We start from the raw sequence: 16,714 nt of genomic DNA, 5'->3' as shown, positions 1-16,714 counted from the left end.
GTTCGACAACTAGCGTGCGCCGACAACGCTCTCCGCCAATTGCAGATCCAGCGGGGTGGTGATCTTGAACGCCATGGCATCCCCCTCCACGGTGGTCACCGGCACCCCGAACCACTCCATGAGCGAAGCGTCGTCGGTAGCCACGAACGACGGCTTTTGCGCCAGGTATTTCTCGTTCGCGTCGCGCAGGAAACGCAGGTCAAACCCTTGCGGCGTCTGAGCGGCGCGCAACACGGATCGATCCAACGTCTCCTCGACCACGTCCCTTGCGACCCGCTTCACAGTATCCGACACCGGCACGACCGGCACGACAGCTGGGGCACCCCCGACCACGGCGCCGGCCACGCGAGAGACCATCGACTCGGGGGTCAGTGCCCGGGCGGCATCATGGACCAGGACGCAGGCGTCGTCAAGCGAGATTGCGTTGAGCGCGGCGTAAATGGAGTCGGCGCGTTCGGCGCCGCCGTGTACCAGCTGCACGTCGTGGGCTGCGAGCGCGGTCCTCGCGCGAGCCTCCATGTCGGGGCTGACCACCACAACAACATGGTCCGCAACCTGTGACATCGTCGCGACCGAGCGCTCCAGCAGCGTGCGGCCGCCGAGCTCGACGTACGCCTTGGGCACCTCCGCCCCCAAGCGGGTGCCTTGGCCCGCAGCGGCGACGACTGCTACGACTTTGCGGCGCAACTTAGTTGTCGTCGTCCTCGTCGTCGAAGGAGAGGTCGTCCAGATCCACCTCGTCATCGTCGTCGATCTGGCCCGGGTCCTCGGAAATACCGGCCTTGACCTGCTCGTCGATGATGACCTGGATCTGCTTGCCGATCTCTTCGACCTTCGCCTCATCCACGGGCTCGGCCAGCGCCAACTCACCCACCAGGATCTGGCGCGCCTTGCCCAGCATCCGCTTCTCGCCTGCGGATAGGCCCTTGCCCTGGTCGCGGCGCCAGAGGTCGCGCACAACCTCAGCGACCTTATTGATGTCGCCGGACGCGAGGCGCTCCTGGTTGGCCTTGTAGCGGCGGGACCAGTTGCCGGCCTCCTCCACGTCCGTCTCGCGCAACACGGAGAACACCTTTTGCAGGCCCTCCTCGTTGACCACGTCGCGCACGCCGACGAGCTCGGAGTTCTTCACCGGCACGCGCACTTCAAGGTCCGAGTGGAGGATCTGCAACACCAGGTAATCGAGCGTTTCCCCGCGCATCTCGCGCTGCTCGATGTCGGCGATGCGGGCCGCTCCGTGGTGCGGGTACACAACCACTTCTCCGACCTTGAATTCCATTGCGGCTCCTTGCGTCGATAGGCGAAGTTCAGACCCCAACACTCTACCACCGAGCATTTCGCCTATCGACGACCAAAGGTCCCCGCTCCGTATAGGGGGAGCCGGTGGGAAAACTTGCTGTGCAGACGCTAGAGTAATGCGGAGAAAACCCTCGAATGAGTTGATTAATGGAGGACACCCCGTGAAGTCCCTGAAGCGCGTCGCTGCCGTCGCAGTCGCAGGCTGTGCATCCCTGGCCCTCGTCGGCTGCTCCGCCGGCCAGATCACCCAGACCTCCAGCCAGGTCGCGGCCGTCGACGGCGCGAGCGGCTCCACCGAAGACGGCGCGCTTTCCGTGCGCGACGTCATCGTGGTACTCGCGGAGGACGGCCAGGCCGCCGTGAAGTTCACCGCGACCAACCAGGACACCTCGATGCGGGACCACACGCTGCAGTCCGTGGAAGTAGACGGGCAAAAGGCGACGCTCGGGGACAATGCAACCATTGCCTACAACTGCGCGCTCGTTGCGGATTCCAAGGACGGCCTGGAGCGCATGCCGCAGGGCCGCAACGACAACTGCATCCAGTACACCGCCACCTCCCTGGCCAACGACGACTTCGCCTACGGCGGCAACATCCCGGTGAAGTTCAACTTCGACACCGGCTCCGTCGAGGTCGCGGCCACGGTGTCGGCCCCAATCCTCGCATCCGGTCAGGAGGACCGCGAGAACTAACGTCCTCATCACCGCTCACCGCTGGCCTGGCCAGCGGTTTTTTCATGTTCGAACGTCATGTCGGGTCCGTGTTATACGGTGTCGCGCATGGCTAAGAAACCACGCGTCATCCACACGTGCACCGAGTGCGGCTACTCCTCCCCCAAGTGGCTGGGGCGCTGCCCGGAGTGCGGGTCGTGGGGCACGCTCCAGGAGGAGGCGCCGGTCGCCGCGGGCCCGGTGAAAACGGCAGCTCTGACCCCGTCCGCGCCGGCTCACCCCATCACCAAGATCGAGGCCGCCGCGACGGCCACCGTGAAATCGGGCATCGGGGAGCTCGACCGGGTGCTCGGTTCGGGTGTCGTCCCTGGCTCGGTGGTGCTGATGGCGGGTGAGCCCGGCGTAGGAAAGTCCACGTTGTTGCTAGAGGTGGCGTCGCGCTGGGCGGCGCAGGGGCGCAAGGCGCTGTACGTCACCGCCGAGGAATCGGCCGGGCAGGTGCGCGCCCGCGCCGAGCGTACCGACGCGTTGCACGACACGCTCTACCTGGCCGCCGAGTCCAACCTCGACGTGGTGTTCGGGCACGTTGAGCAGCTCAAACCCTCGCTCCTCATCGTGGATTCCGTGCAGACCATGCACGCGGCCGGAGTGGAGGGCGTCGCAGGCGGAGTTGCGCAATCCCGTGCGGTGACGGCGGCGCTGACCACGCTGGCGAAGACGACCAACATCCCGGTCCTTCTGGTGGGCCACGTGACCAAGGACGGCAACGTGGCCGGTCCCCGCGTGCTCGAGCACCTGGTGGACGTCGTGCTGAACTTTGAGGGGGACCGGCAGTCGTCGCTAAGGATGCTGCGCGGCATCAAGAACCGTTTCGGCGCTACCGACGAGGTCGGTTGCTTCGAGCAAACCTCAGGCGGGATCCGCGAGGTGCCAGACCCCTCCGGGCTGTTTCTCTCCCACCGGGGTCGGACGCCGGACGGATCCGCGGTGACCGTGGCGATGGACGGCGTGCGACCCATCCTGGCGGAAGTCCAAGCACTGACGGTGGACCCTGTGAATAAGAGCCCCCGGCGCGTGGTGACGGGCCTGGACTTCAATCGGGTGCCGATGGTGCTAGCGGTGCTGCAGGCCCGCTGCGGCGAGAGGACAAACGACAAGGACGCCTACGTGGCCACCGTGGGTGGCGTGAAGATCACGGAAACTGCCACGGACCTCGCCGTCGCGTTAGCCACGTGGTCCAGCCTGCACGACACCCCGTTGCCCGCCAAGACAGTGGTTGTGGGCGAAGTCGGCCTCGCGGGAGAGATTCGCCGTGTGCCCAACCTCGGCCGTCGCCTCCAAGAGGCCGCCCGCATGGGTTACACCAACGCCATCGTGCCAGCGGGCGAGCAAATCGACGTAGATGGCATGGCGGTGCGCCACGTCTCCACCCTCGGCGAGGCGCTCGCCGCGCTGCAGTGAGCGGAAACTAGGTGATGTTGAAGGGGCTGGCCTCGGAGGCGTTTTCCCCGATCACACCGTGGAGGAAGTACGAGCCTGCCTTGACCTCGGCGCGGTCGTCGCACTGCCCCGGCTGGGACGCGGTGCCAGACCAGCGGGCCTCCCAGCGCCGCTTCTCCCCCGGTGCGAAGTCAACCGTCCCGCCGACCACTGGCGGGTAGCAGTCGATGTCGGACCAAATGCGCTCGTTGGACGCCATGTCGTAGACCTCGAAGCGCAGGGGGTTGTCGTCCAAATTGATCACGCAGTCCGTGTCGGTTGGGTTTTCCACTTCCATGTAGAACACCGGCTGAGCGCCTTCGGCGTACGAGGGCTGGTTGCTCGAGGTCTGGACCCGTAGATCGCCGAGCTCGCACGAGCCCTTCTTCGCGGGTGCCGCCTCCGTGGTCGCAGTTGGCTCGGTGGTCTTAGCCGCGGTGGGCTCGGTAGTCCGCGTTGTTTCGGTGGTGGTGGACAATTCCACCGTCGGCTCGGTGGCCAACGTGGTAGACGGCGTTTCGGGGGCTTGCGTGGCGTCTCCGGATTCGTCCGAATTGCCGCTGCGCGCAAACGCGGTAAGCCCCCACACCAACAGCGCCACTACAACCAACAGGATGACGAGTGCCGCCACACGACGGCGCATGTAAATCTCTGGAGGCAGTGGGCGCTGGTTCGACATGCCTATAACTTAATCACCGAAGTTTTCGTAGGTGGTGTCGACACGGCCGTCCGACAGGCGGTAGCGGGCGCCGACCACGCCGACCGTCTTGTTCTCCAGCCCCGCCATCACAGACGGGATGCGTGCCGCAATGTGCTCGGCACCGTTGCGGGCGTGCGCGAGTTCCACATGCTCGCCACGTGCCCTTGCCTCCACGACGGAAGGCGCGATCTTCTCCACGAACACGCGGGTGAGCCCCGAAGGGATCTCGCCCGAGTCCAGCGCGCTCACCGCGGCACCGACAGCACCGCAGTTTTCGTGGGCGAGGAACAGCACGAGGTCCACGCCGAGGCCCTCGACAGCGAACTCCACGGACGCAGCCACTGCCGAATCCACGCAGCCGCCAGCGGTGCGGATGACAAAGATGTCGCCGAAGCCCGCATCGAACAGCAGCTCCACCGGGACGCGTGAGTCGGAGCAGCCGATCACGCACACAGCGGGGTTCTGCCCGGCGGTGAGCTGCTGGCGGGTTTCCGGGTCGCGGTGCGGCTCGGCGGTGTTGCCGGTGGAGAAACGCTCATTGCCGGCGCGGAGGAGCTCCCACACCTCACGAGGAGAGGAAGCGGACTGAAGGTCAGTTGGTGTAGTCATGGGCACTATTCTTGCACGCATTGTGACCAATCTGCGCCCAGACAAGATCATCAATTGGTACCGGGGCAACGCCCGGGACCTCCCCTGGCGTGCACCGGGAACCTCTCCGTGGGGTGTGCTGCTCAGTGAAGTGATGAGCCACCAAACCCAGGTTGAGCGGGTGGCACCCATCTGGCAGGAATGGATCGAGCGCTGGCCCACCCCGGCCGCTTTCGCCCAGGCTGGTACCGACGAAATACTTCGCGCCTGGGGCAGCCTCGGCTACCCCCGCCGGGCGCTCCGGTTGAAGGAATGCGCGCAGACGATCGTGCGGGACCATGGTGGGAGGGTGCCGGAGGACGTCGATACGCTGCTGGCGCTTCCGGGCATCGGGGACTACACGGCGCGGGCGGTGGCGTGCTTCGCGTACGGCAAGAACGTGCCGGTGGTGGATACGAATGTGCGGCGCGTGGTCGCGCGCGTGGAGCGCGGCGAGGCGCTGGGGAAGCCGGGGAAGAAAGAAATCGACGAAGTCGCGCAGCTGCTCCCCGCCCAGAACGGCCCGGAGTTCTCGGTGGGGTTGATGGAGCTTGGCGCCCTGGTGTGCACCTCCCGGTCGCCGCAGTGCGGTGTGTGCCCGGTGAGTGCGGAGTGCGCGTGGCTCGCCGCTGGCCAGCCAGCAGCGGAGGCCCCGAAGCGTTCCCAGAAGTTTGCGGGGACAGACCGCCAAGTGCGCGGGAAGATCATGCGGGTGCTGCGCGAAGCGGAGGGGCCGGTGGAGCAAGAGCGCATCCACACCGTCTGGCCTGACGCCGCACAGCGTTCCCGCGCGCTGTTTTCTCTGCTTGAAGACGGGCTAGCCGAGCAGGACGAGAACGGCTACTTCCACCTGCCGCGGTAGTGCAGGCCGCCCGGCAGTTTCACGTACACGCCGCCGCGGGAGTTAAACGTGACGGGGCCGATCTTCTTTGACGCAGAGACGCCGGACTTGGAGTAGTTCAACCAGCTATCGTCGCTGATTCTTTGGCGCTTGCGGTACTGAATTCCCATGCGGGTAGCATACACTGCCCTCGTGCGTAAAATTTGGTCAATTTTAGCTGTCCCAATCCTGTTAAGCCCCTCTGCGCACGCTGCGGACCTCAGCGCTGAATCCCTGTCCTCGCTCACCGCGGTCGGTTCCTCCTCCCTGGAGTTGGCTGGAGATGCGGCCGCGCACTCCTCTGTCTCGGAGTTGTCCTCGCGGGCGCTCGCCGGTGAGGCCGGCCCGACGGCGGGCGCACTCGTTGCCGAAGAACGCGTGCCCGGCTCCGACGGGACACGTATCCGCTACACATCCCTCAACGAGCGCGGCGATACGGTGGCGGTGACCGGCGCACTGTACGACCGCCCGTTTGCCAAAGGCTTGATTGCGCTCGCCCCGGGAACCCGGGGTCTGGGCGACCAATGTGCCCCGTCCGCGGGCTCTTCGATGCTCTCCTCCGTCAGCCACAACGGATCGGTGAACATCAACTACGAAGCACCCATCGTGCGGATGCTGCAGCACGCTGGCTACCGCGTTGTTGTCACCGACTACATGGGCCTAGGCACTGGGGGCTTGCACACCTATCTGAACCGCGTAGACCAGGGCCATGCGCTTATCGACGCCGCTCGCGCCGTAGCCAAAGATGGAGAAAAGCTCGCCTTTTGGGGGTATTCCCAGGGTGGCGGCGCCGCTGCCGCGGCAGCGGAACTGGTGGAGAATTACGCCCCCGGGCTCGACGTCGTGGGTACCTTTGCCGGTGCTCCCCCGGCAGATCCGCTCGGAGTTGTGGAAGATGCGACTGCGCCGATGATCACCGCGGTGGCCGGTTTCGCCGCGGCGAGCTACGCGGAGACCTACCCAGAGTTCAACGAGGCCATCCACGACTACCTCACCGATGAGGGAAAGGTGTGGTTTGAGGGCCTGAAGACATCGTGCTTATTAGATGCGTCGGTCAACGCGCCCAGAAACTACAGCGATATCTTCACGGGCGGCGAGACGCTCGCGGAAATCGCCAAGCAGGATGAGCGTATCGGCAAGTACCTCGATCAAAACAAGCTGGGCAAAGTGAAACCGAGTGCGCCGATCATGGTGTTGACGAATGCGGACGATGACCTCGTCCCTGAGCCGCAGGCCACCCAACTCGCCACCGACTATTGCGAGCTGGGGGCGCAGGTGGAGTATCGCCGAGTGGCAGTACCGGGATCACCCATACAACCGCTTTCTTCCGGTCGTGTTGCGCTCACGACTCTTGTGCCCGCTTCCGGTCACGCGTTGCCCCTTCTCCTACAAACGGGCAACGCCACCGAGTGGATCGACGATCGGTTTGAGGGCAAGCCCATGCGACAGGTGTGCCCCTCCGACCACCCCGATTACGAGATGGTGGAGGGGCTGAACTCTGTGGAGATCGCCGCCATCGCGATCTCCTTGCTGGGCGCATTGGGCGCCCTAGGACTCTGGTTCTACACCGGCTCGGGGCCGTTGCCCTCGTTGGGCTGGTTGCCGTTCTGATCGGTGTCATCCCCGTCGCGCTCGTCCGGGAACTCGGAGGCCTCGGTCTCCGGCTCGGCGTGCTCCGGCTCGATGTCGCGGACCTCGTCCTCCGGCTCCACATCGAAGGTCTCGGCGGGCAGCGGGCGCGGACGCGGCGTGAAGGTGAAGGTCGCGTCCGGCGCAGCCTTGCCGCGCTCCTTGCGGGCAGCCTCGACGTCGCCGTCCCAGTCCTCGACGTCCACCGTGATGATCTCGCCAGCACCAATCTCGCCGTAGAGGATCTTCTCGGACAAAATGTCCTCGATCTCGCGCTGGATCGTGCGGCGCAGCGGGCGGGCGCCCAGCACTGGGTCAAAACCGCGGACCGCGAGGAGGTTCTTCGCGTTCTCGGTCAGCTCGATGCCCATGTCCTGCGCGGCCAGGTTCTTGTCCACGCGGGAGGTGAGCAGGTCCACCATCTGAACAATCTCGTCCTGGCTGAGCTGCTTGAACACGACGATCTCGTCGATGCGGTTCAGGAACTCCGGGCGGAAGTGCTTCTTCAGCTCGTCATGCACCTTGCCCTTCATGCGCTCGTACTGCGCATCGGAGTCGACCGCAGCGTCGCCCGTGAAGCCAAGGCCCACCGGCTTGGAAATGTCCGAGGTGCCCAGGTTGGAGGTGAAGATCAGCACCGTGTTCTTGAAGTCCACGTTGCGGCCCTGGCCGTCGGTGACGTGGCCCTCCTCGAGCACCTGGAGCAGCGTGTTGTAGATCTCCTTGTGGGCCTTCTCAATCTCGTCGAAGAGCACGACGCTAAACGGCTTGCGGCGCACCTTCTCGGTGAGCTGGCCGCCCTCCTCGTAGCCGACGTATCCCGGAGGGGCACCGAAGAGACGGGAGGCGGTGAAGCGGTCGTGGAACTCGCCCATGTCCACCTGGATCAGGGAGTCGTCGTCGCCGAACAGGAACTCTGCCAGAGCCTTGGACAGCTCCGTCTTACCCACACCGGACGGGCCGGCAAAGATGAAGGAACCGGACGGACGGTTCGGGTCCTTCAGGCCAGCGCGGGTGCGGCGGATGGAGCGGGACACGGCCTTGACGGCCTCGTCCTGGCCGATGATGCGCTTGTGCAGCTCCTCTTCCATGCTGAGCAGGCGGTTCGACTCGGACTCGGTGAGCTTGAACACCGGGATGCCGGTCCAGTTGGCCAGCACATCCGCGATCTGCTCCTCGCCGACCTCGGCGATGTCCTCCAGGTCGTCGGAGCGCCACTTCTGCTCCTTGGCGGAGCGCTCCTCCCCCAGCTTGCGCTCGGTGTCGCGCAGGCCGGCGGCCTTTTCGAAGTCCTGTGCGTCGATCGCCGCTTCCTTCTCCTTGCGCACCTCCGCGATGCGGTCATCCACCTCGCGCAGGCCCTCCGGGGCGGTCATGCGCTTGATACGCATGCGTGCGCCAGCCTCGTCGAGCAGGTCGACGGCCTTATCCGGCAGGAACCGGTCGTTGATGTAGCGATCCGACAAGGTTGCGGCTGCCTTCAGCGCGTCATCCGTGTAGGAGACTCGGTGGTGCGCCTCGTAGCGGTCGCGCAGGCCTTTCAGGATCTGGACGGTGTCCTCCACGGACGGCTCGTCCACCTGCACCGGCTGGAAGCGGCGCTCGAGCGCAGCGTCCTTCTCAATGTGCTTGCGGTACTCGTCCAGCGTGGTAGCGCCGATGGTCTGCAGCTCGCCGCGGGCCAGCTTCGGCTTGAGCAGCGAGGCAGCGTCGATAGCCCCCTCGGCGGCACCTGCGCCGACGAGGGAGTGGATCTCGTCGATGAACAGGATGATGTCGCCGCGCTGGTTAATCTCCTTGAGCACCTTCTTCAGGCGTTCCTCGAAGTCGCCGCGGTAGCGGGAGCCTGCAACCAGGGAACCCAGGTCCAGCGAGTAGAGCTGCTTGTCCTTCAGCGTCTCGGGGACCTTGCCGTTGGCGATGTCCAGGGCCAGGCCCTCCACCACGGCGGTCTTGCCCACGCCAGGCTCACCGATAAGCACCGGGTTGTTCTTCGTGCGGCGCGACAGCACCTGCATGACGCGCTCGACTTCCTTGTCGCGGCCGACAACCGGGTCGAGCTTGCCTTCCTTAGCCGCGGCGGTGAGGTTGCGGCCGAACTGGTCCAGCACCAGGGAGTTGGAGCGCTCGCCGCCCTGCGGGCCGCTGCCACCGCGTGACGCGCCGGCACCCGCCCCTGCGAAGCCCGGCGCACCCTGCTGGGGAGCCTCCGGATTCTGGCCTTCGCCGCCCTCGTAGCCGGAGAGCAGCTGGATAACCTGCTGGCGCACGCGCGGGAGATCCGCGCCGAGCTTAATCAGCACCTGCGCTGCAACACCGTCACCCTCACGGATCAGGCCGAGCAGCAGGAACTCGGTGCCGATGTACTTGTGGCCCATCTGCAGACCCTCGCGCAGAGAAAGCTCCAGCACCTTCTTCGCGCGCGGGGTAAACGGGATGTGGCCGGTCACGGGCTGGGAGCCGTGGCCGATAATGTCGATGACCTCGCGGCGGACGTCGTCGAGGTTAATGCCCATGGACTCAAGCGCCTTCGCTGCGACGCCCTCGCCCTCCTTGATCAGGCCGAGCAGAATGTGCTCAGTGCCCATGTAATTGTGGTTGAGCTCGCGCGCCTCCTCCTGTGCAAGGACGATGACGCGACGGGCCCGGTCGGTAAACCGCTCGAACATGTGGCTGACCCCTTCTTTCCTCAATCAGTTGTCCCCAACCATAACGCCGGGGTCCGACATCACTTCCCTGCTTTTACGGTCCTGCACCGAATGGACGTCGATAAGCGCAGGTGAGAGGGGGTGTTCACCCTTAGCGAACAGGCAGGAAGTACACGTCTTCGTGGGTCTTGCAACCGGGGTTGAAGGGGTGGCCGCACGAAGGGCAGGAGGCGCCGTACTCGGCGTGGGTCATCATGTGCCCGCACGCCCCGCACATCACGGAGCGATCCCTCCGGTCCACGGGTGCGAAGCTGTGGTTCTCGCACTCGTCGTGGCACAGCGAGCACGCCCACAGCTTCCCGCACGCGCCGCACGTGTTGGCCACGACGTCGCGCTCGGAGTGCCAGTGGGCACAGCGCCCCTGGCTATCGACGTCGATTCCGTGGATCACAGCAGATCTTTGAGCACCGGATCCGCGAGGGCCAGCACTGCCTCGCGTGCGTCGCGAGCGGTACGCGCGTCCACGGCGAAGTTGGCCATCTGGCGGCAGGTGTCAAAGTCGTGGAGGCGCAGCGCGGCGCGCACCGCGTTGACCTTGCCCGGCGCCATGGACAGCGACTTCACGCCCAGGCCGACAAGGACGAGCGCCACGAGCGGGTCGCCGCCAGCCTCGCCGCACACGCCGATGGGCTTGCCGGTGGCTTCGCCGCCGCGGCACGTCTCGCGGATCATGGACAACACGGCCGGCTGCCAGGGGGAAAGCAGGTCCGCAAGCTCGCCTTGCATACGGTCTGCGGCCATCGTGTACTGCGACAGGTCATTGGTGCCGATGGAGGCGAAGTCGACCTCTTCCAGCACCTGCCAGGCGCGGATGGCCGCGGCGGGGGTCTCGACCATCACGCCGACTTTGGCCAGGCCAGCCGCTCGAGCGCGCTGCGCGAACCACTTGGCTTCGTCCACGGTAGCGACCATGGGAGCCATCACCCACAGCTCGGCGTCCGGCACATTTGCCGCTGCCGTTGCGAGGGCCGTGAGCTGGTCGGTGAGCAGGTCCTCGCGGGCCTGGGAGAGGCGCAGGCCGCGGCGACCCAGCGCCGGGTTTTCTTCCTCCCCGAGGTCCGCGAAGGACAGCGGCTTGTCGGCGCCTGCGTCGAGGGTGCGCACCACTACACGGCGGGTGCCAAACGCCTGCAGCACCTTCGTGTACGTCTCCGCCTGCTCCTCCACCGTCGGCGCGGACTCGCGGTCCAGGAAGAGGAACTCGGAGCGGAACAGGCCGGAACCCTCGAGGTCCTGCGTGGCCGCCTTCTCCGCATCTTCTGCGGTGCCGATGTTGGCCAGAAGCTTGATCTTCGTGCCGTCCCGGGTCGCACCCTCGCCGGACGATCCGGCCAGCGCAGCGGCGCGGCGACGGGAGCGCTCTGCAAGCTCTTCCACGTCCGAGGTGTTGGGGGCGACGATGACTTCGCCCACGCCGCCGTCGAGGGCCACCTGCGGGGCGTCTACAACCGCGTCGGCGATGCCCTTGACCTGCACCGCGCACGGGATGCCCAACTGCGCGGCGAGGATCGCGGTGTGCGAGGTCGCGCCGCCGGCCTCGGTGACAATGCCCAGCACCAGGTTTTGATCCAGCGTCGCGGTTTCCGCCGGCGCGAGGTCGTGCGCGACCAGAATGGACGGGGTTTCCATGTCGGGCACCCCCGGCTCCGGCAGGCCGCGCAGGCGGGCGGTGGCGCGGTTGCGGATGTCGTAGAGGTCGGTCACGCGCTCGGCCATGTAGCCGCCGAGCTTGCGCAGCTTTTCCGCGTACACCTCCACCGCGTCGTGGATCGCCTTGGTGGCGCCCGCGCCCTTCTTCAGCTCCTTGTCAATGCCGCGGATAAGCCCCTTGTCGGTGGCCAACGCCGCGGTTGCCTCCAGCACGGCCTTCGACGCGTCGGAGTCCGCGTACTCGGCGCGGGCAGTGAGCGAAGCTGCGACGTCGTGAAGCACGGCGCGGATGCGCTCGCCGTCGGCCTGGGGGTCGACGGAGGCGGGCTCATGCTCGTCGATGCCGACGGCGGGCGTGACCACGGCGACAGGGCCGGAGGCGGTGCCTGCGGAGACGCCGATGCCGTGCAGGACGGTGCGGTTAGACATGTGTGTTCACCTCAGAGTGCACTTCAAGAATCGGATCCCCGGCGGCGAGGGTGCCATCCGCGATGTCGTTGACGCCGCCGAGCTTCTTTGAGTTCACCACTGTAGTGATCACAGTGGTGTCCACGCCGTGGTCAGCGATGGTGGCGAAGTCCACCTCCGCCAGCGGGTCGCCCGCAGCCACAGTCTGTTTCTTCTCCACCAGCGGGGTAAACCCTTCGCCGCCGAGCTTGACCGTGTCCACGCCGATGTGGACGAGGAGCTCGACGCCATCGTCGGTTTTAATGCCGTACGCGTGTCCGGTCTTAGCTACAGAAATCACCTTGCCGGCCGCAGGTGCGACCACAGCGAGCGTGCCGTTTGCCGGCGTGACGCCGACCGCCTGGCCCAGCGCGCCGGACGCAAAAGCGGCGTCCGACAGCGCTTCCATGGCGACCGCCTGGCCCGCGATGGGCGCGAGCACCGTCGCATCCGCGTTGCTTGCCGACGCCAGCTTCGCCGAATCATCCGCGTCCGTGACCTCATCCTCGTCCTCATCGCGCGCGGCAGCGGCCCGAGCCAGCGCCTCCGCCTTCTCTTCCGGCGTGCGGTAGTCGGTGACGAAGATGATCAGGAAGGAGGTGACAAAGGCCACGGCGATCGCGAGCATGTACACCCACACCGGGTCGAAGACGAACATGGTCGGGAGGGAGGTGAACACGAACGCGCCCGTCTTCACGCCGCCGAACGGGGTGCCCAGAATGGCGATGGTCAGGCCGCCGGCGAAGCAACCCACCAGCATGCGCGGGTAGATCTTCTTGTAGCGCAGGTGAATACCGTAGAGCGACGGCTCGGAGATGCCGCCCAGCAGGCCGGCTGCGAGAGCCGAGCCGGAGGTCTGGCGCATCAGCGGGTCGTGGTCGCGCAGGGAAATCGCCAGGACCGCGGCGGTGGCGCCGAAGCAGGCGAAGTTCCAGGCGCCCATGGGGCCCTGGATGAAGTCGTAGCCGAGGGTGTCGATGTTGACCAGCATCAGCGCGTTGAGCGGCCAGTGCAGGCCAAGCGGCACCAGGAACGGGTAGAGCATCGGGATCAGGAGTGCGAAGACGAACGGCGCGTTGCCGTTCATCCACGCCAGGCCGGTGCCGATCCAGGCGCCGAGCAGGTAGCCGAACGGCCCGATGATGAAGGCGGTGACCGGGATCATCACCAGCAGCGTCAAAAACGGCACGAACACCATGTGCACCGCGGACGGGATGACCTTCTGCAGCGCTTTGTACAGCAGCGCGGCAACGGCGGCCATGATCAGGGGCACGAAGACGTTGCCGTTGTAGCCGTTATGGATCATCGGCAAGCCGAAGACGTCGACCACGTTGGTCGGTTCGCCGAAAATGTCCACCACGCGGACGTCCGGGTGCTCCTCCAGCGTGGTGAAGTCCGGGGTGAACAGCGCCAGCATGACTGCAGCCGGCACCCACGGGTCGATGCCCAGCTTCTTGCCCGCGTTGTACGCCACCGCCACCGGCAGGAAAAAGAACACAGAGCTCCACATGGCGTCCACGAACTGCCAGCCCGGCGTCTTCACCTCCGCGTAGAAGTCCACCAGGCGGATCGCGTCGAGGAACGCGGCGAAGGCGATGATCAGCGAGGCACCGAGCAGCACGCCCAAGATCGGGCGGAAGGAGTCGGAGAGGTACTCGAAAAACGCGTCCAGCCAGGGCACCTTGCCCTTGGCCTTGTCGCGCTGCCGGTTCTTCAACTCGTCGTCGGAGACGCTGCGGTTGGCCATCTCCGGCAGCGAGTTCATCGCGTTGTACACCGTGGCCACGTCGCCGCCCACGATCACCTGGTAGTGGTTGCCGCCCTGCGGGACCGCGCCCATTACCTTCGGGTTGGCCTCGAGGCGGTCTTTGTCCGCCAGGGATGCGTCGTGAAGCTCGAAGCGCAAGCGCGTCGCGCAGTGCGTCATGGACGCTATGTTGTCCGCGCCGCCGATGCCGGCGAGGATGTCGGCGGCCTGGTCTTGCAGGCTCGCCTTGGTGGTTGCCATGCTGATGCTCCTTTCAACCCCAATGGTTGGTTGCATCAAACGTTAGTTGGTCATAACCACCACAAACAACTAGCAGGGACTTGTAAACTCCGCGCGGTTGGACAGCACGCGGGCGTCGCCGCCGTAATTTGCCCTCGCCCGGCACAGCGCTTCGGTGTCGTGGCCAAAGTCGAGGTAGACGGGATAGATGTCGTTGCCGTTCACCTGCGCGCGCAGCGACGGGCACTGCCCCGGGAAGGTGTACTGGCGCGATCTCCCGGTCGGATCCGCGGTGAGCACCTCGACCGCGAGACGGTGGACGGTGTCGGCGCGGTCGCCGTAATCGATGACAGAATCGACGATGAGGATGCCGCGCCCGTCGCACGCGGGCTCAGCGGTGTATTCCGGCGTCGTCTCCCCCATCCCCACGTACGGGATGTAGCGTTCCTTGCTTGCGTCCTCCCAGTTCGGCTGGGATGACGGCGGTTGCTCACCGGGCGCGTACTCCCCACAGACCGCCTCCGCCTTGATGTACTCCTCGGGCACGCCAAGGGACTCGAGCTTCGTGCGATTGTGGCACGGCCGCGACATGCCCAGCCCGTCCCACATGCCATCAGACTCAACGATCTCCCAGTGCTTGCCGGTCCACTGCACTAGCACTACGTGGTCAGTCTGCGGCACGCCTGGACGCGCGAAGTTACCGATACACCCGTTCAGCTGGAACTTTTGAAGCCCCGGCGACGCCTGCAGCGCCTCGTCGGAGCAGTCCGGCGGCGTGCCGGTGGGTGTGGCGGAGCTGGTGCTCGACGACGCCGTACTCGAAGCGGTCGACGTGGCCGGGGTGGAGCTTGAGGCCGTTTCGGTCACCGTCACCTCCACGGCGTCCGGCTCGTCCGCGCACCCAGCGAGGGCGAGCAACGACACGGCAGCAAGGGCGACACGGCGACGCATGGTTTGCTACACCTCCGGCTTCACCATCGGGAACAGCACGGTCTCGCGGATGCCCAGGCCGGTCAGGGCCATGAGCAGGCGGTCAACGCCCATGCCGGTGCCGGCTGTCGGCGGCATGCCCTGCTCCATGGCGGCCAGGAAGTCCTCGTCGAGCACCATGGCCTCGTCGTCGCCGTGGGCGGCCAGGCGGGCCTGGTCCTCGAAGCGCTCGCGCTGGATCACCGGGTCCACCAGCTCGGAGTAGCCGGTGGCCAGCTCAAAGCCGCGCACGTACAAGTCCCACTTCTCGGTCACGCCGGGCTTGTCGCGGTGGTCGCGGGTGAGGGGCGAGGTCTCCACTGGGAAGTTGACCACGAAGGTCGGCTCGTAGAGCTGGTCGGAGCACAGTTCCTCCCAGATCTCCTCTACCAACTTGCCGTGCAGCCAGCCGGCGTTTTCCGGCACCTTCAGCCCGATCGCCTCGGCGATGCCTTTCAGTTCCTCAACGGAGGACTCGATGGTGACTTCCGGCTGGCCCGGGAACTTGCGCTGCAGCGCCTCGTTGAGCGAGGGGTACATCTCCAAGACCTTCCACTCGCCGCCGAAGTTGTACTCGGTGCCATCCGGCAGCGTCACCGTCTGGGAGCCGAAGACCTCCTGCGCGCAGAACTGCACGAGGCCCTTGATGGTCTCCGCACCGTCTTTGTACGTGCCCCAGGCCTGGTAGGTCTCCAGCATGGTGAATTCCGGGGAGTGGGAGGAATCCACGCCCTCGTTGCGGAAGTTCCTGTTGATCTCAAACACACGCTCGATGCCGCCGACCACGGCGCGCTTGAGGTACAGCTCGGGCGCGATACGCAGGTACAGGTCGATGTCCAGGGCGTTGGAGCGGGTGACAAACGGGCGGGCCGCGGCGCCGCCGTGCAGCGTCTGCAGCATCGGCGTCTCGATCTCCACGAAGTCCAGGCCGGTGAGGTACTTGCGCACGGCGGCGATGACCTTGATGCGGGTCATGGCGTTCTTGCGGGCGTCCTCGCGCATGATCAGGTCGGTGTAACGGCGGCGCACGCGCTGCTCTTCGTTCATGTCCGCGAACGCCACCGGCAGCGGGTTCAGCGCCTTGGACGCCATGTGCCAGGACTGCGCCATGACGGACAACTCGCCGCGCTTGGACGCGATGACGCGGCCGCGCACGGAGACGATGTCGCCGAGGTCCGTGTCCGCCTTCCACTGGGCCAAGGGTTCTTCGCCGACCTCGGCGAGCGAGAGCATGACCTGCAGCTGCGTGCCGTCGCCCTCCTGCAGGGTGGCAAAGCAGAGCTTGCCGGTGTTGCGCTGGAACATGATGCGCCCGGCCACGGCGACGACGTCCTGCGTCTCATCGCCGGGCTCGAGCGTGCCGTCGTACTTCGCGCGCAGGTCTTTCAGAGACGTCGTGCGGTCGACCTCGACTGGGTAGGCGTCCCGCCCTTCGTCGATAAGCCTCTGCCTCTTCTCCCGGCGGATCTGCTGCTGCTCTGAAAAGTCCTGCGTAGTCACGGCGAATAATCGTAGCTTATTCGCAGACAGGCAGGTCGAGTCGCTGGTTCTCCGAGTCGGGGCCGTTGACGATGAATGAGGTACTCAGGGTACGCCTCCTGAACCCGAAGCGGTCTGCAAGCAGCCCGGCGATGGTGGCGGTGGACATAAGCGAAACTTTACCGGCTA

16 protein-coding genes are annotated in these 16,714 nt (G+C 65.9%); 4 read left to right on the top strand and 12 right to left on the bottom strand.

The features are described from left to right. Positions 1-9: 9 nt before the first annotated feature. The gene (gene ispD, locus HF989_RS07370; RefSeq protein ID WP_246233854.1) at positions 10-687 is read right to left on the bottom strand and encodes a 2-C-methyl-D-erythritol 4-phosphate cytidylyltransferase; all 678 of its coding nucleotides are present in this window, start codon (positions 685-687) and stop codon (positions 10-12) included. Between the two features lies 1 nt (position 688). Continuing rightward, complete coding sequence (locus HF989_RS07365; protein ID WP_168685277.1) at positions 689-1,279, bottom strand: CarD family transcriptional regulator; 591 nt, start codon at positions 1,277-1,279, stop codon at positions 689-691. 136 nt (positions 1,280-1,415) lie between these two features. On the opposite strand from HF989_RS07365, the gene HF989_RS07360 reads away from it, so the two are divergent. Then, positions 1,416-1,991 carry a hypothetical protein gene (locus tag HF989_RS07360; RefSeq protein WP_168685276.1) on the top strand — a complete coding sequence of 192 codons (576 nt, stop codon included), beginning with the start codon at positions 1,416-1,418 and terminating at the stop codon, positions 1,989-1,991. 87 nt (positions 1,992-2,078) lie between these two features. Next, complete coding sequence (radA, locus tag HF989_RS07355) at positions 2,079-3,431, top strand: DNA repair protein RadA (RefSeq protein ID WP_038613002.1); 1,353 nt, start codon at positions 2,079-2,081, stop codon at positions 3,429-3,431. A gap of 7 nt (positions 3,432-3,438) precedes the next feature. Here the strand turns inward: radA and HF989_RS07350 are convergent, their stop codons facing one another. Beyond that, entirely contained in the window at positions 3,439-4,128 is a 690-nt protein-coding gene (locus tag HF989_RS07350) for a hypothetical protein (RefSeq protein ID WP_168685275.1), read from the bottom strand. Positions 4,129-4,137: 9 nt separating this feature from the next. Then, the gene (locus tag HF989_RS07345) at positions 4,138-4,758 is read right to left on the bottom strand and encodes a carbonic anhydrase (protein WP_168685274.1); all 621 of its coding nucleotides are present in this window, start codon (positions 4,756-4,758) and stop codon (positions 4,138-4,140) included. On the opposite strand from HF989_RS07345, the gene HF989_RS07340 reads away from it, so the two are divergent. Continuing rightward, entirely contained in the window at positions 4,757-5,638 is an 882-nt protein-coding gene (locus tag HF989_RS07340; protein WP_168685273.1) for an HhH-GPD family protein, read from the top strand. The genes HF989_RS07345 and HF989_RS07340 overlap by 2 nt on opposite strands. On the opposite strand, the gene HF989_RS07335 is transcribed toward HF989_RS07340, so the two are convergent. Beyond that, positions 5,617-5,787, bottom strand: a complete 171-nt coding sequence (locus tag HF989_RS07335; RefSeq protein ID WP_168685271.1) for a DUF4236 domain-containing protein — start codon at positions 5,785-5,787, stop codon at positions 5,617-5,619. The two genes, HF989_RS07340 and HF989_RS07335, sit on opposite strands and share 22 nt — an antisense overlap. A gap of 22 nt (positions 5,788-5,809) precedes the next feature. Between HF989_RS07335 and HF989_RS07330 the strand changes: the two genes are divergently transcribed. Further along, positions 5,810-7,267 carry an alpha/beta fold hydrolase gene (locus tag HF989_RS07330; protein ID WP_168685269.1) on the top strand — a complete coding sequence of 486 codons (1,458 nt, stop codon included), beginning with the start codon at positions 5,810-5,812 and terminating at the stop codon, positions 7,265-7,267. On the opposite strand, the gene HF989_RS07325 is transcribed toward HF989_RS07330, so the two are convergent. From HF989_RS07325 to HF989_RS10855, 7 genes are all read right to left on the bottom strand, one after another. After that, positions 7,219-9,954, bottom strand: coding sequence for an ATP-dependent Clp protease ATP-binding subunit (locus HF989_RS07325; protein WP_246233852.1), 2,736 nt, complete (start codon positions 9,952-9,954; stop codon positions 7,219-7,221). The genes HF989_RS07330 and HF989_RS07325 overlap by 49 nt on opposite strands. Before the next feature lie 130 nt (positions 9,955-10,084). Beyond that, entirely contained in the window at positions 10,085-10,384 is a 300-nt protein-coding gene (locus tag HF989_RS07320; protein ID WP_343033570.1) for a CHY zinc finger protein, read from the bottom strand. Next, positions 10,381-12,072, bottom strand: coding sequence for a phosphoenolpyruvate--protein phosphotransferase (gene ptsP / locus HF989_RS07315; RefSeq protein WP_168685267.1), 1,692 nt, complete (start codon positions 12,070-12,072; stop codon positions 10,381-10,383). Before ptsP ends, HF989_RS07320 begins: the two co-directional genes overlap by 4 nt. Then, entirely contained in the window at positions 12,065-14,098 is a 2,034-nt protein-coding gene (locus HF989_RS07310) for a glucose PTS transporter subunit IIA (protein WP_168685265.1), read from the bottom strand. The genes ptsP and HF989_RS07310 overlap by 8 nt, the downstream gene beginning before the upstream one ends. Positions 14,099-14,167: 69 nt before the next feature. Beyond that, complete coding sequence (locus HF989_RS07305; protein WP_168685263.1) at positions 14,168-15,028, bottom strand: hypothetical protein; 861 nt, start codon at positions 15,026-15,028, stop codon at positions 14,168-14,170. Positions 15,029-15,034: 6 nt separating this feature from the next. Next, positions 15,035-16,546 carry a lysine--tRNA ligase gene (gene lysS / locus HF989_RS07300; protein WP_168685261.1) on the bottom strand — a complete coding sequence of 504 codons (1,512 nt, stop codon included), beginning with the start codon at positions 16,544-16,546 and terminating at the stop codon, positions 15,035-15,037. A gap of 16 nt (positions 16,547-16,562) precedes the next feature. Then, positions 16,563-16,694 carry a hypothetical protein gene (locus HF989_RS10855; RefSeq protein WP_281351351.1) on the bottom strand — a complete coding sequence of 44 codons (132 nt, stop codon included), beginning with the start codon at positions 16,692-16,694 and terminating at the stop codon, positions 16,563-16,565. Positions 16,695-16,714: the final 20 nt, after the last annotated feature.

The organism is Corynebacterium mucifaciens, from assembly GCF_012396315.1.
In the GTDB taxonomy this organism is placed as follows: Bacteria; Actinomycetota; Actinomycetes; order Mycobacteriales; family Mycobacteriaceae; genus Corynebacterium; species Corynebacterium mucifaciens.
Note: the sequence above shows the minus strand (reverse complement) of the source record. Positions and strands in the feature narration are given on the sequence as shown.

Coding starts and splice junctions, on each gene's coding strand:
- HF989_RS07325 (WP_246233852.1), bottom strand. CDS start 9,954: ATGTTCGAGCGGTTTACCGACCGGGCCCGTCGCGTCATCGTCCTTGCA.
- HF989_RS07350 (WP_168685275.1), bottom strand. CDS start 4,128: ATGTCGAACCAGCGCCCACTGCCTCCAGAGATTTACATGCGCCGTCGT.
- HF989_RS07365 (WP_168685277.1), bottom strand. CDS start 1,279: ATGGAATTCAAGGTCGGAGAAGTGGTTGTGTACCCGCACCACGGAGCG.
- HF989_RS07310 (WP_168685265.1), bottom strand. CDS start 14,098: ATGGCAACCACCAAGGCGAGCCTGCAAGACCAGGCCGCCGACATCCTC.
- HF989_RS07360 (WP_168685276.1), top strand. CDS start 1,416: ATGCGGAGAAAACCCTCGAATGAGTTGATTAATGGAGGACACCCCGTG.
- HF989_RS07335 (WP_168685271.1), bottom strand. CDS start 5,787: ATGGGAATTCAGTACCGCAAGCGCCAAAGAATCAGCGACGATAGCTGG.
- radA (WP_038613002.1), top strand. CDS start 2,079: ATGGCTAAGAAACCACGCGTCATCCACACGTGCACCGAGTGCGGCTAC.
- HF989_RS07345 (WP_168685274.1), bottom strand. CDS start 4,758: ATGACTACACCAACTGACCTTCAGTCCGCTTCCTCTCCTCGTGAGGTG.
- HF989_RS07340 (WP_168685273.1), top strand. CDS start 4,757: ATGGGCACTATTCTTGCACGCATTGTGACCAATCTGCGCCCAGACAAG.
- HF989_RS10855 (WP_281351351.1), bottom strand. CDS start 16,694: ATGTCCACCGCCACCATCGCCGGGCTGCTTGCAGACCGCTTCGGGTTC.
- HF989_RS07305 (WP_168685263.1), bottom strand. CDS start 15,028: ATGCGTCGCCGTGTCGCCCTTGCTGCCGTGTCGTTGCTCGCCCTCGCT.
- ptsP (WP_168685267.1), bottom strand. CDS start 12,072: ATGTCTAACCGCACCGTCCTGCACGGCATCGGCGTCTCCGCAGGCACC.